The 22,049-nt window shown below is 66.2% G+C and carries 19 protein-coding genes; 13 read left to right on the top strand and 6 right to left on the bottom strand.

Annotated features, from left to right (window positions below; translation table 11 throughout):
* Positions 1–754: 754 nt before the first annotated feature.
* Together KF791_20040 and KF791_20035 are read right to left on the bottom strand one after the other, a co-directional pair.
* Complete coding sequence (locus KF791_20040) at positions 755–1,660, bottom strand: cation transporter (protein MBX3734875.1); 906 nt, start codon at positions 1,658–1,660, stop codon at positions 755–757.
* Between the two features lie 71 nt (positions 1,661–1,731).
* Positions 1,732–2,418 carry a hypothetical protein gene (locus KF791_20035; protein ID MBX3734874.1) on the bottom strand — a complete coding sequence of 229 codons (687 nt, stop codon included), beginning with the start codon at positions 2,416–2,418 and terminating at the stop codon, positions 1,732–1,734.
* A 366-nt stretch (positions 2,419–2,784) separates the two neighbouring features.
* Here KF791_20035 and KF791_20030 point away from each other — a divergent pair, with 366 nt between their 5' ends.
* Both KF791_20030 and KF791_20025 read left to right on the top strand, forming a co-directional pair.
* Complete coding sequence (locus tag KF791_20030) at positions 2,785–3,459, top strand: DUF1080 domain-containing protein (protein ID MBX3734873.1); 675 nt, start codon at positions 2,785–2,787, stop codon at positions 3,457–3,459.
* Between the two features lie 122 nt (positions 3,460–3,581).
* Positions 3,582–3,722 (top strand): hypothetical protein, encoded by a 141-nt coding sequence (locus KF791_20025; protein MBX3734872.1) that lies wholly within the window; start codon positions 3,582–3,584, stop codon positions 3,720–3,722.
* Between the two features lie 177 nt (positions 3,723–3,899).
* Here KF791_20025 and KF791_20020 read toward each other — a convergent pair whose 3' ends face one another.
* On the bottom strand, positions 3,900–5,021 hold the full coding sequence (locus KF791_20020) for a hypothetical protein (protein MBX3734871.1): 1,122 nt from the start codon (positions 5,019–5,021) through the stop codon (positions 3,900–3,902).
* Between the two features lie 569 nt (positions 5,022–5,590).
* Here KF791_20020 and rpsU point away from each other — a divergent pair.
* The 5 genes from rpsU (at position 5,591) to argA (ending at position 11,240) form a co-directional block, all read left to right on the top strand.
* On the top strand, positions 5,591–5,788 hold the full coding sequence (rpsU, locus tag KF791_20015) for a 30S ribosomal protein S21 (protein MBX3734870.1): 198 nt from the start codon (positions 5,591–5,593) through the stop codon (positions 5,786–5,788).
* A 73-nt stretch (positions 5,789–5,861) separates the two neighbouring features.
* A complete protein-coding gene (locus KF791_20010; GenBank protein MBX3734869.1) occupies positions 5,862–6,782 on the top strand; it encodes a sugar phosphate isomerase/epimerase in 921 nt (306 codons plus the stop codon).
* A complete protein-coding gene (locus KF791_20005; protein MBX3734868.1) occupies positions 6,775–7,887 on the top strand; it encodes a flippase-like domain-containing protein in 1,113 nt (370 codons plus the stop codon). The genes KF791_20010 and KF791_20005 overlap by 8 nt, the downstream gene beginning before the upstream one ends.
* An 80-nt stretch (positions 7,888–7,967) precedes the next feature.
* On the top strand, positions 7,968–9,677 hold the full coding sequence (locus KF791_20000; protein ID MBX3734867.1) for an FAD-dependent oxidoreductase: 1,710 nt from the start codon (positions 7,968–7,970) through the stop codon (positions 9,675–9,677).
* 264 nt (positions 9,678–9,941) lie between these two features.
* A complete protein-coding gene (gene argA, locus KF791_19995; GenBank protein MBX3734866.1) occupies positions 9,942–11,240 on the top strand; it encodes an amino-acid N-acetyltransferase in 1,299 nt (432 codons plus the stop codon).
* A gap of 34 nt (positions 11,241–11,274) precedes the next feature.
* Here the strand turns inward: argA and KF791_19990 are convergent, their stop codons facing one another.
* Positions 11,275–12,006, bottom strand: a complete 732-nt coding sequence (locus tag KF791_19990) for a superoxide dismutase (protein MBX3734865.1) — start codon at positions 12,004–12,006, stop codon at positions 11,275–11,277.
* 168 nt (positions 12,007–12,174) lie between these two features.
* Here KF791_19990 and galE point away from each other — a divergent pair, with 168 nt between their 5' ends.
* The gene (gene galE / locus KF791_19985) at positions 12,175–13,146 is read left to right on the top strand and encodes a UDP-glucose 4-epimerase GalE (GenBank protein ID MBX3734864.1); all 972 of its coding nucleotides are present in this window, start codon (positions 12,175–12,177) and stop codon (positions 13,144–13,146) included.
* A gap of 53 nt (positions 13,147–13,199) precedes the next feature.
* Positions 13,200–14,156 carry a flippase-like domain-containing protein gene (locus tag KF791_19980; protein ID MBX3734863.1) on the top strand — a complete coding sequence of 319 codons (957 nt, stop codon included), beginning with the start codon at positions 13,200–13,202 and terminating at the stop codon, positions 14,154–14,156.
* Here the strand turns inward: KF791_19980 and KF791_19975 are convergent.
* On the bottom strand, positions 14,153–15,193 hold the full coding sequence (locus KF791_19975) for a TIM barrel protein (protein MBX3734862.1): 1,041 nt from the start codon (positions 15,191–15,193) through the stop codon (positions 14,153–14,155). The two genes, KF791_19980 and KF791_19975, sit on opposite strands and share 4 nt — an antisense overlap.
* Before the next feature lie 195 nt (positions 15,194–15,388).
* Here KF791_19975 and KF791_19970 point away from each other — a divergent pair, with 195 nt between their 5' ends.
* The 4 genes from KF791_19970 to KF791_19955 all read left to right on the top strand — a co-directional run bounded on the left by KF791_19970 (position 15,389) and on the right by KF791_19955 (position 20,650).
* Positions 15,389–16,321 carry a DUF58 domain-containing protein gene (locus tag KF791_19970; protein ID MBX3734861.1) on the top strand — a complete coding sequence of 311 codons (933 nt, stop codon included), beginning with the start codon at positions 15,389–15,391 and terminating at the stop codon, positions 16,319–16,321.
* Positions 16,318–17,538: a molybdopterin-dependent oxidoreductase gene (locus tag KF791_19965; protein MBX3734860.1), complete on the top strand. Its 1,221-nt coding sequence runs from the start codon at positions 16,318–16,320 to the stop codon at positions 17,536–17,538. The genes KF791_19970 and KF791_19965 overlap by 4 nt, the downstream gene beginning before the upstream one ends.
* Positions 17,535–17,882 (top strand): cytochrome c, encoded by a 348-nt coding sequence (locus tag KF791_19960; GenBank protein ID MBX3734859.1) that lies wholly within the window; start codon positions 17,535–17,537, stop codon positions 17,880–17,882. The genes KF791_19965 and KF791_19960 overlap by 4 nt, the downstream gene beginning before the upstream one ends.
* A gap of 698 nt (positions 17,883–18,580) precedes the next feature.
* A complete protein-coding gene (locus KF791_19955) occupies positions 18,581–20,650 on the top strand; it encodes a hypothetical protein (protein ID MBX3734858.1) in 2,070 nt (689 codons plus the stop codon).
* Positions 20,651–20,777: 127 nt separating this feature from the next.
* On the opposite strand, the gene KF791_19950 is transcribed toward KF791_19955, so the two are convergent.
* Positions 20,778–21,887, bottom strand: a complete 1,110-nt coding sequence (locus KF791_19950) for an ATP-binding protein (protein ID MBX3734857.1) — start codon at positions 21,885–21,887, stop codon at positions 20,778–20,780.
* Positions 21,888–22,049: the final 162 nt, after the last annotated feature.

Below are 22,049 nucleotides of genomic sequence, written 5' to 3'. Positions count from 1 at the left end.
CGCTACCGACGCTCAGTCAAAAGCCCCAGTTTTGTTGGCTCTTAACTTAGCGCCATTCTCCGCTGGCCCATGGCTGTTGCCTTCCGAGAGACGCAGAATGCTGACTTGGATTGATGAACTTCGAAGATGCCGAGCATGGGTGGAGTACACGGGAGACCCCCTATACAACTACCGTGATATAACTGGAAGTCATGGTGCTGCGTGCGGCGACGAGAAGGCTTTCTTGGAGAAGGCGATTTCTGTGATTGAGAAAGTGCATGAAAGTTTTGGATTAAACCGATTCTAAATAGGATTTGAATCAGAAGGTCCACTTCGCGGGGGACCCTTTGATCTGCGCAGAAGACGCTGTTTGGGTGCGGTTACCCGGCCTTGCGCTTCGGCTTGGCCGAGCGGGTTGATGGTATTGGCCGCTTTGAGCCGGCCGCCTGTTCGACGACCGCCAAGGCCCTCTGGCTGAAGTCCCTGATCTTGGATGTTTTTATCGGGCGCCGATCCTATCAGCCGCCCGGCTCACTTCAACCGACGCAAACGTTTGTGTCCGGCTCAAATTCAAAATGCCCCACTAGCTTGCGCCAGCATGGCGCGACCGCCGGAGTTGGAAGGATGTCCTTCCCTTTTGTTTCCGGCCCGACAGAGGAGCGGAGATGTGTCGGGCAACTTGTGTGGGGTTAACGGGCTGACGGATGACGAGGAAAAAGAGTTCCTGTATCGGTGTCAAACTGGTTAAGACCCCGTTCCGAAGGGCGATGGTTGGTCATTTTGAATCCGGCTGGCTGGCACGTTCGGATGGGAGGGACGGTTCGATGTGGATGAGGACGTCCCGGACCGACGGGTGGTCTTCGCGGACACGGTCCTTGACCCCGTGCGCAATCGCATGAGCCTCGGCGACCGTGAGGCTGGGGCGGACCCGCACGTGCATGTCCACCAACAGTTCCCATCCGAGGCGGCGGACACGCACCTTCTCGACGTCGCTCACCCCGGGAACCGACTCCGCCGTCTGCCGGATGTCGGCGGTCTGATTGGGATCGGGGGCGGCATCCATCAGGTCTTCGAGTGCGGGACGCAGCAGACGCCAGCCATTCCAGGCAATGATGCCGGCCGCAAACAGGGCGGCGACGTTGTCCGCGGATCCCCAGGCGGGTCCCCCGATCCAGGCGACGGAAATCCCGACCGCGGCGGCGAAGGAGGTGATGGCATCGCTGCGGTGGTGCCAGGCGTCGCTCAGCGTCACGGTGCTGCCGGACTCGCGTGCCGCGCGGGAGATCCACCGGTACAGGCCCTCCTTGAGGATCACCACGCCGGCCAGGATGGCGAGCGTCCACGGCCGGGGCGGCGGATGCGGCTGCAGGATTTCCCTCGCTGCATGGACCCCGATGCCCACGGCGGCCAGCAGGAGCAGGGTCGCGATGATGGCGGTGGCGATGGTTTCGGCGCGGCCGTGACCGTACGGGTGTTCGGCGTCCGGAGGACGCGAGGCCACTGCGAGACCACGCCATGCGATGAGCGAGCTGAGGATATCCGCGAACGACTCCACCGCATCGGCGACCAGGGCCTGCGAGTGTCCGATCAGTCCCCCGGCGAGCTTCACCGTGGCCAGCGCCCCGTTGATCACGCCGCCCAGCAGGGTTGCCCTCAGGGCGCGTTGAATCTTGGGGTGCATGCGGGTGGCGGCCGGGGAAGGTTGCGGCCCGGGCCCTGGGCAGAGGCAGGGATGGGGCGAAGCCGGGCACCTCACGCTCTTCGCGGAGGCAGCGGGCTGAGCGGAATGTCCGGGTGCTGCTGGGCGAAGTAGTTCAGCGACCACTCGGTGGGAAACAGGGCGACCGGATGCCGGTCGGCGTCGTACGCAACGCGCCCTCCAGTTGGAAGACCCAGGGAGTCCAGCGCCGGCGCGTCGAGACTGGCGGGAAGCCACCGGACGGCCTGGAACGTGGCCGCCTCACGGCGGATCTCGGCGTTGTACTCCGTCTCCAACCGGTACTGGAGCACCTCGAACTGAAGGGGGCCCACCGCCGCGAGGAGCGGCACCCGGCTTGCCGTGTCCTTCAGGTGAAAGGCCTGCGCGACACCCTCCAGCAGCAACTGGTCGAGTCCCTGGCGGAACTGCTTGAACTTCGCCGTGTTGGCGTTGTGGAAATACTCGAAGACCTCCGGGGTGAAGCGCGGAATCTCGTCGTAACAGATGGCCGGATCGGTGGTGAGCGTATCGCCGATGCCAAAGCCGTCGTGCCCGACCAGCCCGATGATGTCGCCCGGAAACGCCTCGTTGACCGTCTCCCGTTCGTTGCCGAAGAGCTTGTGGGAGGAGCTGAGCCGCACCTTGCGTCCCGACTGCACGTGGGTCACGACCATGTCGCGTTCGAAGCGTCCGCTGACCACCCGCACGAAGGCGATGCGATCGCGGTGTCTGGGATCCATGTTCGCCTGGATCTTGAAGATGAACCCGGAGAACTCGGGGTGCTCCGGGGGGATCAGGGACGGTGACACGTTGTTCACTGGAGGCGGCGGCTGACGAACTGGTTGGCAAGAAGTACCGGATCTCGAGGCGCGTTCCGAGATTTTTCCCCCGCCAGACCCTGCGGGGAATGTTCCACCGGAGGACGCACGCGGAGGCCCCACCCGGATGGGACCCGGCTCCGAGGACCCGTTGAATTTGTGACCCCGCTGCAGGGGTCCCGTGCCTGAATGGAGGGCCGCGCCCCCGGGCTTTTGGGATGCCGGTGCGTCCGGATCTCGCCCCGGATTCCCATCGCCGTTCCGCGCCTGGATCGGCAGACTGACGCCATGCGAAACGCGATGTTGGCGCTGGGGTGCTGGCTGGTGGTGATGTCCGGTTCGGCCCAAGAGTGGCGGTCACTTCTGGATGAAAAGACCCAATCCGGATGGAAGCCGACGCCGTTTGGCGGGTCTGGGGAAGTTGAGGTCACGGGTGGCACCCTCGTGCTCAACATGGGGTTGCTGACCGGCGTGAACTTCACGAATCCAACCCCGCACATGGACTATGAGATCGAACTCGAGGCCCGGCGGGTGGTGGGCAGCGACTTCTTCTGCGGGCTCACCTTTCCCGTGGGTTCGGATTTCGCGACGCTGATCGTCGGTGGCTGGGGCGGCAGCGTCGTTGGGATCTCCTCCCTGGACGGCAACGACGCCGCACACAATGAGACGACCACCCACCAGCGGTTCGAGGCGGGACGCTGGTATCGGATCCGCCTGGCGGTCACGCCGGCCCATCTTTCGGTGTGGATTGACGGCGAGCGGCGGATTCACACCGCGATCGCGGGGAAGACCATCTCCCTGAGGCCGGGCGACATTGAGCTGTCCAAGCCGCTCGGCATCGCCAGCTACAGCACGACCGCGGAGTTGAAGAACATCCGCCTGCGCTCCCTCAAACCGGTTCCGGCCGACGACGCAGCAACCCCGCCTTCCGTTCCGTCGTCAGCCATCCCGCCCCCGGAGTGAATCGGGTCCGGGGTCCACGAATCGGCGGGCGAATCCGCCCAACCCTTCGTATGCCGAACCTCCGGAGCTGGATCAGTCACATGGGGTGATCTCCTGATTTCGCCGGTTCCACCGACGAACGGTTGCCGCTGGTTGATCAGGAACTGTGCCGCCTCGCCGCGCACAAGATGGCCAGCGAACCCGCCGGCCACACGCTGCAACCCACCGCGCTCGTCCACGGGGCCTGGCTCAAGCTGGTGGACTCGCCCGCGCAGTCCCGTTGAATGACAGGGATGAGTTGAAGCCTCTGAGGAAGGGTCCCGTGAGGCGACGGAACGTTTCCGGGATCGGGCGGGTGGGATCCGTTCGATGAGCGGCGACGGCTGACGGACGGTTGCGGGGAACAGCGGATGGTCCTCGCCGCCGGTCGGATTCCTCCCGGGGAGAACGGTCCCATGCGCTCACACCGGATAGCGCAGGATGGCCGCGAGCGGGCTGGCCGCCGGGAGATCGTCCGAACGGACGGCGAGGACTCTCGCGCCTGTGTGGAGGGCGCGGCGGGCGATCTCGTCCACCACGCCGTAGTTCGACACTGTTCCGGCATCGTGGAACGTCACGGCCCCGGTTTCCTCATCCACAAGGCCTGGCACGGAAGCGTTGAAATCCACCAGCAGGGTGTCCACCGCGCCGAGTGTCGCAGCCCGGGCGGCCTGGGCGATGTCGGCGGTGGAACGTCCACTGTTGCTCCGGGAGGCGAAGAGACCGCGGAGCGCGGCAACCTCCTCCTGGTGCCGGCGGTCGAGCAGTCCGCGCGTGCGGTCCGCCACCTCGGCATCCGTGAGGTTCTCAGGGGTTCCGTCGAGCCCGAAAGGCGCGAGGTGCGGGTAGCTGTTGACCTGACGGTAAAGCCCGGCGAGGTAGGGTTCGGCGGCGAGAAACAGCGGCACATCCTGACCGGCAAGCGCGGAACGTACGGCACGGTCCACCGAGCGGACGAACTGGGTGCGGAGCGCCCGCTGTCCCGCGGGGCTGTCGGAGCGTCGGCCTTCCGTCCGGACACCCATCGAGGAAACGCCGAGGGCATCCGCGACATGCTTCGGCAGATCCGCACCGCCCACCTTCGCCACCGGCAGGTCCGGGGAGATTTCGAGAAGCCGCACGCTGCCTTCCGCGAGGGCCAGCACATAGGCAACGTTCGGAAATGTCACAGACCGGAGCAGCGGCTTCAAAAGGAAGCGGTCAGACACCTCCACGGCCGCAACCAGGGCATTGGGCAGGCGGAACGTCCTCACGCCCGAGGGCGTGGCGAAGATGGCGAGACTGTGCGCCTGGAATCGCCAGAACTTTTCGTCCTCCACGAGATCCCCCAAAAGTTCAGCCAGTGCGGCAATCTCCCGTTTGTCGTGTCCGGCCGCGGCGAGGTTCCCCGTGGCTTCGGCTGCGAGGTTCTTCAGCACGGTGCGGTCGCCGGAAACCTCCCCGGAGACGGGCGTGGTGGGCAGGTAAATGCTCACGGAGGCGGGAGTGCGCTCCAGCGAGAGCGCCAGGAGTTCGGGCGGAGTTGGGATGTCGACGTAGAGCATCGTGGGGGCGGAAGCTGTCCGGAGTCACCCGCGGTGGCAAGCGCGCTGTCCGACCCTTCATCGGGCGGGCTTGCGAATGCCGAACCGGTCCGATGCCCAGATGCACCGTAATCGGTGGGCCATGTGCATGGTGTGGCCGCGAAAGGCCGGGGATCCCGGCTGTGGCGTGTTGACGGAGAGGGTGGGCCCGGGGTGGGGGCCGATCGCCGGGCGCACGGGCAATGTTGCAGGGAACCCTCATGCGGTCCCTGCGCAACCCGTTCACAGGTCGGCCCAGAGTCATCGCGTTGTGCCTGCACCCCTTTCGCCGGGTTTTCGGCAAAAAAATCCCGGACAGGCCCCGGCTCCGGGACCACCGGGGCGTCCGCCGGATGGGAATCGGGGGCGCACCAAAGGCCCGGTTCAATCGCTTTCGAGCCTTGCCTCCCGCCCGGAATTCGTTATTTCACCTCTCCGCATGCGGAGGCCAGCCGGCTTCGCGTCGGACCTTCGACGGGCCCCGCAAGGTCCCGAAGGAGCAGACTGCCTCCCGGGGAGCAGCTGTATTGCGGAAAGGAAGTGAACGTGACTTGAGCGAAGTAAAGTTGAAAAAAGGCGAGCCCATTGACCGGGCTCTCCGTCGTTTGAAGAAGAAGGTGGACCGCGAGAACACCCTCAAGGATGTCCGTACCAAGCGGCATTACGAGAAGCCGAGCGAGCGCCGTCGCCGTAAATTGAAGGTCGCACGCTTCAGCGCCATGTTGTCCGCGCGATACGCCGACCTGTGAGCGTCTCCGGGACCCAATAGACTCCTTCGCCGGATGCAGCCCCACCGGGCACGCGTCCGGCGATTTTCGTTTCATGTATTCCCTTTCCACCTGCTGGAACTCGGGCCGGCACACCTGCGGGCGCCAGATGTTGCGGGAGATTCGCGACCTGGGCTTCGGGTATGCCGAGCTCAGCCACGGCATTCGCATCAGCCTGGTTCCCGGGATCATCGAGGCGCTCGACGCCGGCGAGATCCGCATCTCGACGCTGCACAACTTTTGTCCTTTGCCCATGGGGGTGAACTGGCCGGCGCCAAACCTGTTCAAGTTCAGTTCCGACGATGGCCGCGAACGGGCCTCGGCGCTCAAACACACGCTGAAGACGCTCGATATGGCGCAGCGGGTGGGGGCCCGGCTTGTGGTGCTGCATTGCGGGGAGGTGCCCATGCGGGATTACAACGACAAACTGGAGACGCTGGTGGCCCGCGGGGACCGAGAAACGCCCAGGTACCGCCGGCTGGTGGAGGAGGTCGAGGAACGACGCGAACGCTCCAAGGAACAGGCCCAGGAGCTCTCCCTGGAACTTATCGAGCGCATTGCCGGCGAGGCCGCCACCCGCGGATTGCTGCTCGGTGTGGAGAACCGGGAGGCCGTCGAGGAGATTCCCTTCGACCACGAACTCGCCCTGTTTCTGGCCCGCCTTCCGGAAAACGTCCGCTACTGGCATGATTGCGGTCATGCCCAGATCAAGGAGAACCTGGGGTTCATTCATCACGCCATGCACCTGGAGGAGCTGGCGCCGCGTCTGGCGGGATTTCATGTGCACGATGTGATCGCCGACGCCGAAGGCCAGCACGATCACTGCCCGCCCGGGTCGGGCATGGTGGATTTCCGCACGCTTCGAAGCTTCGTCCGGCCCGATCACATCAAGGTGATCGAGTTGAGCCCCGGGGTGTCCGCCGACGATGTCCGCCGGGGGTATGAATTCCTGCGGTCCGTCTGGGGCGATGAATGAGGGCGCGGCGCGGCGCCTCGCGCCCTGGAAGCTCGCCCGGGCCGCCGCCGGGCTCCTGCTCCTCGGCGCCATCTTCCATTCCATCTTCTGCAATGAGGTCCAGCTGCAGCTTCAGGCCTCCGGTGGGCCGTCCTGGTCGTCGCTGACCCGGTGGGAACAGCGTTCCCTGGCCTGGACCCGTGGGCCGGCGGGTTTGTGGGCGACGATCCGCAGACTGGATGCCGTCAGTCTCGCCACCGCCTTCCTTCTCTGCGGCCTCCTGGTGGCGGCGGGGGCGGTGCGGTGGCGGCGGGTGCTGCGGGAGCAGGGACTGCATCTTTCCTGGCGTGAGGTGATGCGGATCTCGCTGGTGGCGCAGTTCTTCAACGCCTTCCTCCTCGGCACGGCCGGAGGCGACGTGGTCAAGGCCTGGTATGCGGCGCGCGCGGCGCCGCAGCGGCGCGCCGAGGCGGCGGTGTCGGTGTTTGTGGATCGCATGCTGGGCACCCTGGGCCTCCTCCTGGCCGCCCTGCTGCTCGCCCTGCCCAATCGCGAATTCATCGCGTCCTTTCGCCGCTACCAGGCGGTGGTGCTGGTCCTCGGCGCCATGGCGGTCGTTGTCGCCATGCTGCTGGCGCTCGGCTTTTTCACCGATGTCCTCAGGCACGAAGGCCTGGTGGGAAGGACTCTCCGGAGGATTCCGAAGGGTGAGTCGGTCGTCCGTGCGTTGTCCGGATGCCGCCGGCTCGGCCGCAATCCGCTCTTCCTGGCCGCCATGGCCTTCTGGTCCCTGCTGATTGCGGCCGGCGTGGCGGCGACCTATGGCGTGCTGGCCCGCGGGATCGGCTTGACGCTCGAGCCGCGGTTGCTCGCGTTTGCGTCCCTGGCCGTGGTCTGTCTCGCGGCCCTGCCGGTGACCCCCTCGGGTCTCGGGGTGCGCGAGAACCTGTTCGTCTGGCTGGTGGGGTTGCCCCTGTTTGGACTCAAGCCGGGCCTGGCTCTCTCCCTGTCCCTCCTGGGGTACACGGTGAACCTCGCCTGGAGCGCAATCGGGGGTCTCGTTTATCTGTTGATGCCCCGACGCGAGGAATTCGCGGCCGTGCGGGAGGCGGGCGGGGCGTCCTGACCGTGGTTTCGACCGTCCCGTCCTTGTTTCGTGTGGGCGTCGGTGTCTCATGGGTCCGGGTCCTGCCGGGATCGCCATCCATGAACGCGTCACGCCGAAGTTTCCTGAGGAGTTCTGTGGCCGGAGCCCCGCTGCTGGCCGCCTGGCCGAACTGGCTTCGCGCCGCGAACGCGGCGGGCAATGAATTCGCGGCGGATGTGGTGATCATCGGGGGCGGTACCGGCGGCTGCGCCGCGGCGCTTGCCGCGTGCCGCGCCGGCCTTCGGGTGGTGCTCACCGCGCCGACGGACTGGATCGGCGGACAACTCACCTCCCAGGCGGTGCCGCCGGATGAGCATCCCTGGATCGAAAGTTTTGGCTGCACCCGCAGCTACCGTGAGTTTCGCGACGGGGTCCGGCGGCACTATCGCGACCATTATCCGCTGACGGCCGCCGCATTGCGCAATTCGCGGCTGAATCCCGGCAACGGGCTTGTCTCCCGGCTGTGCCATGAACCGCGGGCGGCCCTGGCGGTGCTGACGGCCCTGCTGGCACCTCACCTCAGTTCCGGACGCCTGCGTCTCCTGCTCGAACACGCACCGGTGGCGGCGGAGACGGTGGCAGACCGGGTTCTCGCGGTGACGGTTCGCGACGGGCGCACCGGGGACCGGCGCACACTGGTGGCGCCCTATTTTCTGGATGCCACCGAACTGGGCGACCTGCTGTCGCTCACGGCGACGGAGCATGTGCTTGGAGCGGAGTCCCAGCAGGACACCGGGGAACCCCATGCGCCGGCAATGGCCCAACCGCTCAACCAGCAGGCATTCACCTGGTGCTTTGCTGTGGACCATCGGGCGGGCGAGGACCATGTGATCCCGCGTCCGGAGGCATACCCCTTCTGGCGCGACTACGTTCCTGAGTTGCGGCCGACCTGGCCGGGCCGCCTGCTGGGATGGACCATGACCCATCCGATCACGCTGGCTCCGCGGGAGGTGTCCTTCGATCCTTCGGGACCGGGCGGTCCGGGGCTGAACCTGTTTCTGTATCGTCGCATCGCCGATCCGGAGAATTTTCGGCCCGGGGCATATCCAGGCGGCGGCATCACGCTGGTGAACTGGCCGCAGAACGACTACTGGCTGGGACCGCTCACGGGCGTCGAGGCGGGGCTGGCGGCAAAACACCTGGAGGGCGGACGCGAGTTGAGCCGGTGTCTGCTCTACTGGATGCAGACGGAGGCCCCGCGCCCGGATGGTGGCACCGGATGGAAGGGCCTGCGGCTGCGTCCGGATGTCGTGGGCACCGAAGACGGACTGGCCAAGGCGGTGTACGTGCGGGAATCACGCCGGATCCGGGCCGAGTTCACGGTGCTGGAGCAGCATGTCAGCACCGAGTGGCGCCGGCGGGAGACCGGACGTCCGTCCGAGGAGGTCACGGCCGCGCCGTTTCCCGACTCCGTGGGTGTGGGCGCGTACCGGATTGACCTGCACCCCAGCGCGACCGGGGAGAACTACCTCGATCTCAGCAGCCTGCCGTTCCAGATCCCCTTGGGCGCCCTGGTGCCCGTGCGGATGGAGAACCTGCTCCCGGCGTGCAAGAACCTGGGGGTCACCCACATCACCAATGGCTGTTACCGGCTGCATCCGGTGGAGTGGAATCTGGGGGAGGCCGCCGGCTGGCTGGCGGCGGAAGCGCTGCGCACTGGTGAGCCGCCACGGCAGATCCGGCGGGACCCAAAGCGCCTGGCCGCCTTCCAGGAGGTGCTGCGTTCCGAGGGGCTGGAACTGGAGTGGCCCCGGCTGCGTCCGCTGTGACATGGACCGCCGGCCCCGGGGAGCAGGGCGGCCACCAGAGATTCCCATTCAGCCGGAGAATGAACCTGTCACTTTGAGGCCCTGCCAGCGGCCGGGACACAAATGAGTCCCCATTTGGGTCCGCCTGGCCCATGACCCGGCGCGCGTCGTCCGCTCGATCCGCGGGGGTGATTCGAGATGTATTGCGGATTCCCGAAGTCTCCCCACGATCCGCCGCCGCGGTGTCCGACGTCCTGAAAAGCGTTCGGACCCGGTTGACTGGAAGTGAAACCGACCGACCTGCGCGGCATCCTCCGCTACATCCCGCGTTTTCGCGAGAAGGTGTTCGTGGTGGCCATTGATGGAGCCATCGTCACCGACGACAACTTCGCCAACCTCCTGCTCGACCTCGCGGTCCTGCGCTCGCTGAACATCCGCATCGTCCTCGTGCATGGCGCCGCGGCGCAGATCGCCTCGCTGGGTGTCGAGCGGGGCGTGGTCCCCAGCAACCTGGATGGCACCGGGGTGACGGACGCCCCCACCCTCCATTTGGCGCTGACGGCGGCCAATCGCCTCACGCATGAAATTCTTGAGGGGCTGGCGACCAACGACCTCCGGGCGGTGAGCACCAATGCGGTGGTCGCCCACCCGCTGGGCATCCTGGGCGGCGTGGACCACCAATTCACCGGCAAGGTGGAACGGCTGGACGTGGAGTTCCTCCAGACGCTGCTCCAGCAGGGAATCCTCCCGGTGGTCCCGCCCCTCGGATTCGATGGCGACGGCAGAACCTTCCGGGTGAATTCCGATGCCGTGGCCTTCGCGCTGGCGGACCAGCTGAAGGCCATCAAGCTCATCTACCTGACCCCTGCCGATGGTTTGCTGCGCCAGGGGCGGCTGCTGCGGCAGATGCGCGCCTCCGAATTGCAGCAGCTGATCGCCCAGCACCCGGGCGAACTCGCGCCGGACCTCCTGTCCAAGGCGCGCTGCGCCGTCGCCGCGTGCCTGGCCGGGGTGCCGCGGGTGCACATCATCAACGGCCGCGAGGATGAGGGCCTGCTTGCCGAGGTCTTTTCGAACGAGGGCATCGGGACCCTCATCCATGCCAACGAATACCAGCAGATCCGTCGGGCGCTGAAAAAGGACATCCGGAGCCTGATCCAGTTGACCAAGGAATCCGTGGCCGCGCAGGAGCTGGTCAAGCGCACCCGGACCGAGATCGAGCGCCGGATCGGGGACTACTACCTGTTCGAGATTGACCGGAATCCGGTGGCCTGTGTGGCGCTGCACGCCTACCCGGACCAGAAGACCGGGGAACTCGCATTCCTTTACGTGAGTCGCGCGCACGAAAACCAGGGCCTTGGGCGCACACTGGTCCAGTTCGTCGAAGAAAAGGCGCGCGAATCCGGCCTGATGAAGCTGGTCACGCTCTCCACGCAGGCATTCACCTGGTTTCAGAGCAAGGCCGGCTACCGCGAAGGCACCGCGGAGGACCTGCCCCCGACGCGCCGCGACCGCTATGATGCGAGCGGACGGAATTCCAAAGTGCTGGTGAAGGACCTGCCCCCGGACTTGCCCCCGGGTTGATCCTCCCGAAGCGGCGACTCCGACGTTCGAAAACCTATGCGGTCAACATTTCGAACCGCTTCTCAAGGAACGGCCAGTTGACGAGGTTGAAGCAGGCGGTGACGTAGTCGGCGCGGCGATTCTGATACTTGAGGTAGTAGGCGTGTTCCCAGACATCCAGCCCGAACAACGGCTTGTTGCCGTGGGCCCACGGCGTGTCCTGGTTGGGGGTGGTTTCGAGGACGATCCGCTTGTTCTTGTCCACGCTCAGCCACACCCAGCCGCTGCCGAACACACTGAGGGCCTTGGCCAGGAACTCCTTCTGTCCCGTCTCGGCATCGCCAAAAACCTGTTCCAGGGCTTCCTGAAGCGGGCCGTCGGAGAGCGGCGTGGCGTCTTTCTTGAGGCACTGCCAGAAGAGGGTGTGATTGTAGTCCCCGCCGCCATTGTTGCGCACCGCCGTTCGAATCCGTTCCGGCACCTGGTCCAGATTCCGCACCAGTTCCTCGACCGTCATCTTCTGCAAATCGGGATGGTCGGCGACCGCCTTGTTGAGGTTGGCCACGTACGCGGCGTGGTGCCGGTCGTGATGGATCTCCATGGTCAGGGCGTCAATGTACGGCTCCATGGCATCAAAGGGGTAGGACAGGGGCGGCAGTTTGAAGGGCCCGGTGGGCGCGGCCTGGGCCAGGGATCGCGTGACGCGGGTGCTGATGAAGAATCCAGCACCCGCAACCGCGACGTTGCGGAGCAGGTGCCGACGGGAGACCAAGGAGGGGGACATCATGGAGGGAAGGTGACTCGTTGTCTTGGGACAGTCCAACGGAGAGTTCGCCGTGGCAAGTTTCAGGTTCGGATCCACACCACACCCACGCACCGGCACAGACGCACTGGCGTCGGCCGCCGGAACTTTCCGTTGCCGGCCGCGGACCACGGTCCCTAACGTCCGGCCTTCATGAACGTCGTGGTCACGGGCGGTGCTGGTTACATCGGCTCGGTCTGCGTGGAGGCGCTTTGCGCCGCCGGCCACGACGTGACGGTCGTGGACAACCTCAGCGAAGGTCACCGCGCCGCGGTGGATCCCCGGGCGCGACTGGTCGTGCTCGACCTGGCGGACCGCGCCGGCCTGAATGGGCTGTTGAATTCGTCGCGGCCCGCGGCCGTGGTGCATTTCGCCGCCAGCGCGCTGGTGGGGGAGTCCATGCGGGATCCCTCCCTGTACTTCCGCAACAACGTCCTCTCCGGACTCAACCTCGCCGATGCCGCCGTGGCATCAGGGGTCCGGCGGTTTGTGTTCAGCTCCTCGTGTGCGACCTACGGCACGCCGGAGCAGGTGCCGATGGATGAGTCCCAGCCGCAGCGGCCGATCAATCCCTACGGCGAATCCAAGTGGATGTTCGAGCGCATCCTGCATTGGTACGGGCAGATTCACGGACTGGAGCCGGTGATTCTGCGCTACTTCAATGCCGCAGGTGCCACCCGCCGGTGCGGCGAGCATCACCGCGTCGAGACGCACCTCATCCCGAACATCCTCCGCGTCGCCCTCGGACAGACGGCTCAGGTGGAGGTCTATGGCACGGACTACCCGACGCCCGACGGCACCTGCATCCGCGATTACGTCCACGTCGCGGATCTTGCCGAGGCCCACCGGCTGGCCCTCGAGCCCGGCCGGGTCGGTGCCTTCAACCTGGGCACCGGCACCGGCGCCTCCGTGCGCGAGGTGATCGCCGCCTGTGAACGGGTGTCCGGACGCCCGATCGCCGTGCGCACCATGCCCCGGCGTGCCGGCGATCCGCCGCGTCTGGTGGCCGCCGCGGACAAGGCGTATCGGGAGCTGGGCTGGCGGCCGAAGTTCACCTTGATTGAGGACGTGGTGGCTACCGCGTGGGACTGGCACCGGCGGCATCCGGAGGGTTACCCGGATTGAAGCGGACGGATGCCAGGGGGGCCCGCAGGACCTTGCGGATTCCGCATCGCCCCGTGTTGCGAACCCTTGCCGGGATCGCGGGCTCGGCAGTCCTCCTGGGGTTCCTGATCCACAAGGTGGATCCCGCACGGCTCGCCGAGGTGTTGCGCCAGGCGCGTCCGGGATTCCTGGCATTGGCGGTGGCCTCGTCCGGGGGCGCCCTGGCGTTGGTAGCGGTGCGGTGGCATCTGATGCTCTGGCTTCGGGGGATGTCCGGTCCCTTTCGCCACAGCGGGCGGACGACGCTCGTGGGGTATGTCCTGACGCTGGTGCTCCCCGGAGCGATGTTCGGTGATTTTGGAAAGAGCGTGGATCATGCCCGGCGTCATCGGCGGCCGCTGGCGGAACTGCTCCTCGTGTGTGGGCTCGACCGTTTTGCGGGGTTGGTCGGCCTCGCGGTCTACGTGTTGATGGTCGGGGTCGTTGCGGTGCCGGCGGCAAGCCTCGGGGACTTGACGTCGCGCTGGGAATGGACGCTGAAGTTCCGGTGGTGGTGGATCCCTGCGGCCGTCGCTGCTGCGGGTGCGGGGTGGGTCGCGCTGCGATCCGTGCGGGGGCGTGCGGGGATCATCCGGGCCGGGCACCTGGCCCGCAACGGCTGGGACAGTCTTCGCGAGCGTCCCCACCTGCTGATCTTCGCCACGGGCCTCAGCGTGCTGGCAAACCTGTGTGTTGCGGGCACGCTCGCCTTCGGGCTGGCCGGGGTCGCGGCCCCGGGGCTGCCGTGGATGCGGATTCTCTGGACCTTGCCGCTGATCGGGCTGGCGGCGGCGTTCCCGTTCACCGTGGCGGGTGCCGGCGCCCGTGAAGGAGCGGCGATCGTGCTCTGGAGCGCCTGTGGCGTGCCGGCGCTGGTTGCGGTGGCGGCGTGCCTGATCACCCTCGCAGCCAACCTGTCCTGGGCGGCCGTGGGTGCCGTGCTGCTGTTTCAGGCTCCGCCGAAACCGCGCGGCGGGCATGCGGTGGATTAGCGCCCGAGCAGGTGTTCGATCACCAGTTGGTCGAGGTCCTGGTAGTTGCGGTCGGCAATGAGCGCCCCGGCCTGCGATTCGGGATAGCTGCGGGCCTTTTCGACCAGGTGCAGAAACGTGCGGCGGGAGTTGTCGAGATGGCGGAGCCAGTGCTCCGGCCGGGTGGTGCGGAAGGGGTGGACATCGAAGCCCACATACTCCCCGCGGCGTCCATAGCCATTGCGCTCCAGGGAGCGCACCTGGTTGAACGCCACGCGCAGGTTGGCGGACCCGAAGGGCTTGTCCTGATCGAACTTGAGCCCGTTCTGGTCGTTGAGGTGCAGCGACCAGAGCTTCTTGAAGGCCATCGCGAAATCAATTTCATCGGCGGGGTCCAGGCCGGCGAGAATGGCATGGGCGGACTCAATCAGCGCACCCACCCGTTTCGGATCCCGCGTCAACTGTGCGAGCGCCAGGGTGTGGCCGATGGTCGGGACATAGGCGACGTCCATCGGCTCGTTGGGCTTCGGCTCGATGGCCAGCCGGATCTTCGGGTCGTGGGCCAGCATCGCATCGCAGGCCGCGACCAGGTGGTCCACACACCGGCGCGCGTTTTTGGACTCGCGAATGTAGCTGCCCTCCCGCGCCAGCCAGAGCACCAGGATGTCGGTGTCCAGTTCGTTCGCGATGTCAATGGACAGCCGGGACCGGTCAATCGCGTATCGCCGGCACTTCGGGTCGTTGCTGGTGTAGGCGCCGTCCACGGTCTGCGGGGCGAACCAGAGACGGGGGGCGACCATCTCCGCCGCAATCCCCTCGCCCTTGAGCCGTTTCCGCAGCTCCCGGGCCTCCTTCAACACCTGCGCCGGTGACTTGGAGTCAATGTCGGGAACGGCATCGTCGTCGTGAAACATCATCGCGTCGAAGCCCAGCGTCTTCAGGGCCGACAACTTCCAATCAAACGTCTGGGGCGGGCGGGTCGTTGGGCCGTAGGGGTCCTGTCCCTCGCTGAAATTCCAGGGGCCCGCGCAGAAGCGATACACAGTAGGCTTGGCCATAAATGCAAGTGGGAGGATCGTGGCGGGACTTCGAAGGATTGGCGAGCCTTCAGCGCCAGCTTTCAGCGCCGGCCGGTTGTCGGGCAGGCCCCGCGCGGGGTTTGGGCGCCATCCCGGCACCGCGGCCCGGACTCGCGGCTTGTCACCCGGGAGTTTCGGCCCGAACGTGGCGGGACCGTTACGCATCAGCATCCGATGAGTGCCCTCCTGACCGCCGACCTGTTGCGCCGCCTGGAGCAGGTGCAGTTGCTCGCGGCGCGCCGGGCCAAGAGTTCGCTGAAGGGCGAGCGACGCAGCCGGGCCCGCGGATTGAGCGTGGAATTTGCCGATCATCGAAACTACGCGCTGGGCGATGACCTGCGGTATCTGGACTGGAACCTCTTCGGGCGGCTCGACCGGCTGTTCCTGAAACTGTATGAGGAGGAACGCGAGCTGCCGGTGCGGCTGTTTCTCGATGCCAGCGAGAGCATGAATTTCGGGTCGCCATCAAAGTTTGACTTCGCCCGGCAGGTGGCCGCCGCCGTCGGTTACGTGGCCCTGTGTGGATTCGATCGCGTGGCCGTGTCCGTCTTTCCGGCCGCCGCCGTGCGCGAGCCGGCGCTCGACACCGGGGGCGGACGCGGCCTTCAGGCCGCCCTGGAGGGCGCCCTCGCCGCGGTGCGTGGACGGAAGTCCGCCGTGACCTTTTTCAAGAACCTGTCCGAACTCCGGGCGGGCGGTGCCGCCGACCTCAACGGCGCGTTGCGGCGCGGCGCCCAGGAGGCCCGGCAGGCGGGCGTGGCCGTCGTTCTCAGCGATTTCCTGGACCCGGCGGGATACGAGGAAGGGCTCAAGGCGCTTGTAGGGCGCGGCTTCCAGGTCAGCGCCGTCCAGGTGCTCGCCCCCGAGGAGCTCGAGCCCACCGCCTTCGGCGACCTGCGCCTGGTGGATGCTGAGACCGGTGCCCTGCAGGAGGTGACCTTCGGACGCTACCGCCTGCGCGCCTACCAGGAGTCCGTGGCGCGCTATGTGCAGCGACTCCGCGAGGTGTGCGCGGCCCGGGGGATCCGCTTCTTCAGCGTCAGCAGCGCCACCGATCTTGGCGATCTGCTGTTGAAGCAATTGCGCGCGTCGGAGGTGTGGGCATGAACGGATGGGGACCACGGGTGTCCTTGCGGCGCTTCCTGGGATGGAGCGGGGCGGCGCTGATGGCGCCGGCACTGCGGGGCGCGGACTTCGGGTCGTTGCCGTTCTCCAATGGCGGGCGCCCCCTGGTTCGGTACCCGCAGAAGCGTCCCCTGCTGCGGCTCACAGCGCGTCCGCCCCAGCTCGAGACGCCGTATGACGTCTTCAACGAGAGCCTGCTCACGCCCAACGACGCGTTTTTCGTTCGGTATCACCTCACGAATGCGCCGCCGGCCCCCGAGTTGCTGACGCCGGACCGCTTCCGGCTTCAGGTGGGTGGCCGCGTGGCCACACCCCTCACCCTGTCCATCGCCGGCCTGCTGGAACGGTTCCCACCGGCGGAGATCGTGGCGGTGCTGCAATGCTCCGGGAACAGCCGCGGATTCTTTGAGCCTCGGGTCGCCGGCGGGCAGCTGGGGCACGGGGCCATGGGCTGCGCCCGCTGGCGTGGAGTCCGGCTGGCAGATGTCCTCGAAACCGCCGGGATGGCCTCGGACGCGACCCAGGTGGTGTTCAACGGACTCGACACGCCGCTGATGCCCGCGACCCCGGACTTCGTGAAATCGTTGGACACCGACCTCGCCACCAACCGGGATGTCCTGCTGGCCACGGAAATGAACGGGGAGCCGTTGCCCTGGCTCAATGGCTACCCGTTGCGGCTCGTGGTTCCCGGCTACTACGGCACCTACTGGATCAAGCAGGTCCATGAAATCACCGTGGTGGACGCGACCTTCCGGGGGTTCTGGATGGATCCCGGGTATCGCATTCCGGATGACCCCTGTGCCGCCGTGGCCCCGGACACCCTGCCGCGGAGGACGATCCCGATCTCCCGGATGAACGTCCGGTCCTTCATCACGAGCCCGGAGGAAGGCGCGACCATCGCCTCCGGCACCCCGGTTCGGCTCCGGGGCATTGCCTTTGACGGAGGGCACGGTATTCGGGACGTGGTGGTCTCCGACGACGGGGGCCAGCAGTGGCGGGCCGCCGTGCTGGGCCCCAGCCTCGGGGATTTCTCATTCCGGGAATGGACCCTGGCGTGGACGCCGCCGCGGCCCGGTCGGTACACCCTGTGGGCACGGGCCACCAATACCCTGGGACAATCGCAACCGCTGGAGCCGCTCTGGAATCCTGCCGGATACATGCGCAACTGCGTCGAACCGGTAAACGTCAACGTCTCATGACCCGTCCCACGACGCTTCTCGGTCTGCTGCTCCTCTGGCAAGGCGCTTTGGGGGCGTCGGGATCCGGTGTCCCCGTGGAGCCTCCCCGGAATCCGTACGCTGCGGAGGCGTGGACCCTTCCCACCGCCCAACCCTCGTTGAAGCCCGGCCCTGGGGCGGGCGTGGCGACCGCCCATTGCGCGCAATGCCATTCCGTGGACTACATCACCACGCAGCCACCGCTCACCAAGGCTCAATGGACGGCCAACGTGGACAAGATGCGGGTCCGGTTCGGCGCAACCGTGCCGACCAATATCGTGCCCGCCCTGGTGGAATACCTCACGACGACCTACGGGAGGCCGTAGTCCGAAAGCTCTGGATTCCACGATCCCCGGACACCGACCCGAACTTTGGCGTCATCGCGAATCCATCCGGCATCACCCTGACCGGATCCGACGGCACAGTTCTCGTCATCGAAGCCACGTCGAGCCTCACCCCTCCCGAATGGATTCCCGTCGGCACCCACACCCTCGCCGGCGGATCGCACCATGTCCCGGACCCCCAGTGGGCGGCGGAGCACATGCGCTTCTACCGGTTCCGCCAGCCGGACCGCCTCATCTCCCGGCACAACATAAAACCAAATTTCTGCTGTGTGTTGGGTTTAGGCGCGAGTTCAGGGTTTCTGAACGCCGAGGCTGATTTTATGAGGGATCGTTGCTCTTGATTCCGCCGTACTTGGTGGCGTGCTTGGTCAAGGGAGCACCGGGCGCAGAGCAAGGCTCGAACCTTCAGCCACTGGAGCCATGTGGTGGCTCTGATCTACGGGAAGCAAGGCCGCGCCTTTGGCCTCAATGACCTGTGCGATGCGCTGCAGATCTACTCCGGCCCCTTGTCCGCCATCCGCGGGGCCACCCCCGCAAACCGCACACCCTCTCGCACGCCAATCAGGAGCGGCCCAACAAAATGGCGGAGGACCTGTTTTGGCGCACCCTGGAGCATTTGCGCGAGTAGATTCCGGGTTTGCATCCCGGCGTGGGCGTTGGGAAGTTTCGCCTTTCGCATTATGAAAGATCTCTCGGCCTCGTGCCGCCGTGTCGGCGGCCTGCGCCCGGTTTTGCTCGCCGCTCTCGGACTGGGAATCCTCCCCGCCCAGGCCGGTGACACCCTGTTCACCAACTCGGCCTTCGATGCCGATGCCGCCGGCTGGTATTGGGAAAACTGGTCCGCCGCCGGCAGCACCGTGGAGTTCGATGGCACGCGGAATTCACCCGTCTCCGGGGGCTCCGCCACATCCGGTTCCCTCCGCCTCACCAGCGCCTTCACCGCCGCCGAAGGCTATCAGCAGGCCGTGTTCACCCTTCCCCTGCCGGCTCCGGAAAACTTCATTGGCTCGATCGGGGCGGTCACCTTCGACGTCATGGTTGACGCGTCGTCCAGCCTGCGGTTTGACGGCGATTACGGATGGCTCGAGGTCATCCTGCGCCAGGGCGGCGGTTGGGATTGGGTCGGACTGCCCGGAACCCGGTTGATCGAATCCGGTTGGCGGCGCGTGACGTTTCAGGTGCCCAAGGACGGCGTGGATTCCATCCGCGCGCTGACCCTCAAGCTCGGTGAGAATGCGTTTCAAGGACCAGTGACCCTGAACTTGGACAACATCGCCTACACCACCCATCCCGAGGACGTGGTCATCAGTCACATTGACAACGGGGTCCCCTGGGAACCCGTGGAGGGCTGGATTTGGGAAAGCTGGTCGGTGCCCGGAAGCGCCACCTTTGACCCCGCCGATACCCGGGGCCGCTCCACCTCCGGGACGATCCGCCTGGAACATCAGTTCACCGAACTGCCCGGCAGCTATCAGCAGTCGGTGTTCACGTTTGCCCTCCCGGCGGAGGTCAACGCCGCCCAGGACTTCGTGACCGTGAATCTGGACGTCCGGGTGGATCCCGCTTCGGTGAAGCGGGCCGGCGGGGATTACGGGTTCTTTGAGGTGATTCTGCGGAACGGAACCGGCTGGGACTGGATCAGCACCCAAAACAACGGTTCGAGCGGAACCCGGATCGCCGACAATGACTGGCATCACCTGGAGCTGACCATCAATCCGCTCGCCAACCAGGTTCATCGCCTGACGTTCAAGGTCGGGGACAACGCCCTGCTCGGCCCGGTGATTCTGAATCTGGACAACCTCAGCTTTACTCGCGCGACGGCGGCTCCGCCCCCGCCCACCCTGACGCTGACCCCTGCGCGTTCCGGTCTCTCGCTGGTCACCACCAGCACCGACATCTACGGCCGCCACAACATTTACACAGCCGATCCAGGAGGTGATCCGACCCGGTACAGCTTCGTTGATTCGTCGGAGCCGGTGGCGTACTCACTCACAATTTCCAGCTTCCCGGACGCCACCGCCCACCCCGGTTTCCAGGGTCACATCTTTCTGGTGCCGGGAACGCCCGGCATGGAGACGTCACCAGACTGGAATCAGCCGACCCTGATCTTCATGGACATCAAGGCTGGTGCCGGCGGAACCGGCAATGCGACCTTCCGCATCAAGACGGATCAGGCCGGCGGCAACTCCGAGCTGTACGGCGGGGGCGAACCGCACACGGTCATCAACAGCGCGACCATCACCGGCACGTGGACGATCGCCGGCAAGGGATCAGTGCTGACGATGACCGCTCCGGATGGCACCGTCAGTGATCCGATCGACATTGGAACCGAGGCGGCGGCGTTGTTCCGGGACGGCGGCTCCGCGCTTCGAGTATACTTCGGAGCGCAGGCCAATGCCGACGCCAACCGTGGACAGGGCATCGGGGTGGGTGGGATTCAGATCAAGCGGGGCAACGAAGTGCTGTTGGACGACACCTTCCCCGGCAATGAACTCAATTCGGAGATTTGGGTCGCCAACGCCGCGGCTGGCGCCGTGCAATTGATCCCTCCGGCGGAAGCGGGCTACGTCGCGCGCTGGACGATTCCCGACGCTGGTTATCGGTTGGAAGGCGCCGCCAGGTTGAAGCCTGCTTCCTGGACGGTGGTGGAATCCGACCCGGTCACCGTGGGCCAGACCCGCCAAGTGATCCTCCCTCCGACGGTTTTTCAGGACACCGAAGTGTACCTCCGCCTCAACCAATTGGAGTAGTTCCGCTTCGACGCGAAGCGTTTGGACCACTGCCCATGGTCTGGAGGTTCCCCGCGGCTGGTGCTTCTCCAACGGCCTGCCGAACGAAGGCCCCCCCGGAGGCTTGTGCCATGGGGCCGCACCCAAACTAGACCAAGCTGCCGAGATAGTCCCAGGCCGGCCGCGTCTCAATGCCATCCGGCGTCCGCGTCGGGGTACCGCCCTCGGCCACCACGAGCGTCGCCTTCGCCTTCGGGAACTTCGCCTTCAGGTGCCGCAGCGCCGGCGGCGCTTCGCGGGCGGACAACTTCGCCTCGATGAATTCCAGCGGCCGCCCGCGTTCCACGAGCACGAAATCCACCTCGCGGCCATCCACGTCGCGCACGTAGCGCAGCTCCACCTCGCGGCCTTGAGTGTCCTGTTCGTGATGCACCCACTTGAGGAGGTGCGCGGCGACGAGGTTCTCAAACCGTGCCCCTGGCTCCGGCACCAGCGACCAGTCCAGGTGGTAATGCTTCTGCGCCTTCTTCACCGCCCGGATTGCGTCCGTGCCGAATGGCGGCACGCGGAACACGGCATAAAGCCGTTCGAGAATTTCGACCCAGTGCGACACCGCGCGGTGGCTCACCTGTAAGTCCTCGCTCAACGCGTTCAAGGAGAGCGGACTGCCGACCAACTCGGGCAGGCGTAGCATCAGGCGCTCCAGCCGGCCGAGGTCGGCAACGCGCTCCAGGTCGCGCACGTCCTCCTGCGCGAGGCGGACGCGGTACTCGCGCGACCAGCGTCGCGCCTCGGTCTCGCTGCCCCCGAGGAAGGGCTCGGGGAAACCGCCCAAGGTCAGCAACCCGCGGAACGCCTCAACATCCGTTATCCCCAGCTCCGCGACGGACAGCGGGTGGAGCCGCAGAAAATGGTACCGCCCCTGCAACGAATCCCCGCCGTGCCGATAGAAATCGAGCCGCGCACTGCCGGTGACCAGGATCTGCTGCCCGGCGACCCGGCCGTCCCACAGGCCCTTTAACAGTGCGCGCCAGGCGCGGTCCTTGTGGATTTCGTCGAGCGCGAGCAGTGGGGCGATGGGCAGCCGTCCACGCAGGAGGGCCTCGCGGTCCGCGGGCACGTCCCAGCTCATGTAACCGGGTCGGTCGCCAACCAGCGAGCGGGCCACCGTGGTTTTGCCCACCTGCCGCGGCCCGGCGAGGAAGACCATCTTGCGCATAAGGTCCGCACGGACTTGCTGGGCCAGATAGCGCTGCATGGGAAAGACTTTTGGGCAATTTTGCCTGCTGGCAAAAAAAGTCGCGGGGTTTTTTGCATGTCAGCAAAAACACCCAAATTGGCCGGGTGGGGACCATAAGGGGTGACCCTGGTGTGCGCTCCCGACGTCGAGGGGTTCCCGTCGAGCGGACCCTCAAAGTTG

It is taken from the genome of Verrucomicrobiia bacterium (assembly GCA_019634635.1).
Classification (GTDB): Bacteria; Verrucomicrobiota; Verrucomicrobiia; order Limisphaerales; family UBA9464; genus UBA9464.
The sequence above is the reverse complement of the archived record's forward strand: the minus strand, read 5'-3'. Positions and strand labels throughout refer to the sequence as shown.

Bases quoted from the DNA above. Each gene is read 5' to 3' on its own strand.
- KF791_20040 (MBX3734875.1), bottom strand. From the start codon at position 1,660: ATGCACCCCAAGATTCAACGCGCCCTGAGGGCAACCCTGCTGGGCGGC.
- KF791_20035 (MBX3734874.1), bottom strand. From the start codon at position 2,418: ATGGATCCCAGACACCGCGATCGCATCGCCTTCGTGCGGGTGGTCAGC.
- KF791_20030 (MBX3734873.1), top strand. From the start codon at position 2,785: ATGCGAAACGCGATGTTGGCGCTGGGGTGCTGGCTGGTGGTGATGTCC.
- KF791_20020 (MBX3734871.1), bottom strand. From the start codon at position 5,021: ATGCTCTACGTCGACATCCCAACTCCGCCCGAACTCCTGGCGCTCTCG.
- KF791_20010 (MBX3734869.1), top strand. From the start codon at position 5,862: ATGTATTCCCTTTCCACCTGCTGGAACTCGGGCCGGCACACCTGCGGG.
- KF791_20005 (MBX3734868.1), top strand. From the start codon at position 6,775: ATGAATGAGGGCGCGGCGCGGCGCCTCGCGCCCTGGAAGCTCGCCCGG.
- KF791_20000 (MBX3734867.1), top strand. From the start codon at position 7,968: ATGAACGCGTCACGCCGAAGTTTCCTGAGGAGTTCTGTGGCCGGAGCC.
- KF791_19990 (MBX3734865.1), bottom strand. From the start codon at position 12,006: ATGATGTCCCCCTCCTTGGTCTCCCGTCGGCACCTGCTCCGCAACGTC.
- galE (MBX3734864.1), top strand. From the start codon at position 12,175: ATGAACGTCGTGGTCACGGGCGGTGCTGGTTACATCGGCTCGGTCTGC.
- KF791_19975 (MBX3734862.1), bottom strand. From the start codon at position 15,193: ATGGCCAAGCCTACTGTGTATCGCTTCTGCGCGGGCCCCTGGAATTTC.
- KF791_19970 (MBX3734861.1), top strand. From the start codon at position 15,389: ATGAGTGCCCTCCTGACCGCCGACCTGTTGCGCCGCCTGGAGCAGGTG.
- KF791_19965 (MBX3734860.1), top strand. From the start codon at position 16,318: ATGAACGGATGGGGACCACGGGTGTCCTTGCGGCGCTTCCTGGGATGG.
- KF791_19960 (MBX3734859.1), top strand. From the start codon at position 17,535: ATGACCCGTCCCACGACGCTTCTCGGTCTGCTGCTCCTCTGGCAAGGC.
- KF791_19955 (MBX3734858.1), top strand. From the start codon at position 18,581: ATGAAAGATCTCTCGGCCTCGTGCCGCCGTGTCGGCGGCCTGCGCCCG.
- KF791_19950 (MBX3734857.1), bottom strand. From the start codon at position 21,887: ATGCAGCGCTATCTGGCCCAGCAAGTCCGTGCGGACCTTATGCGCAAG.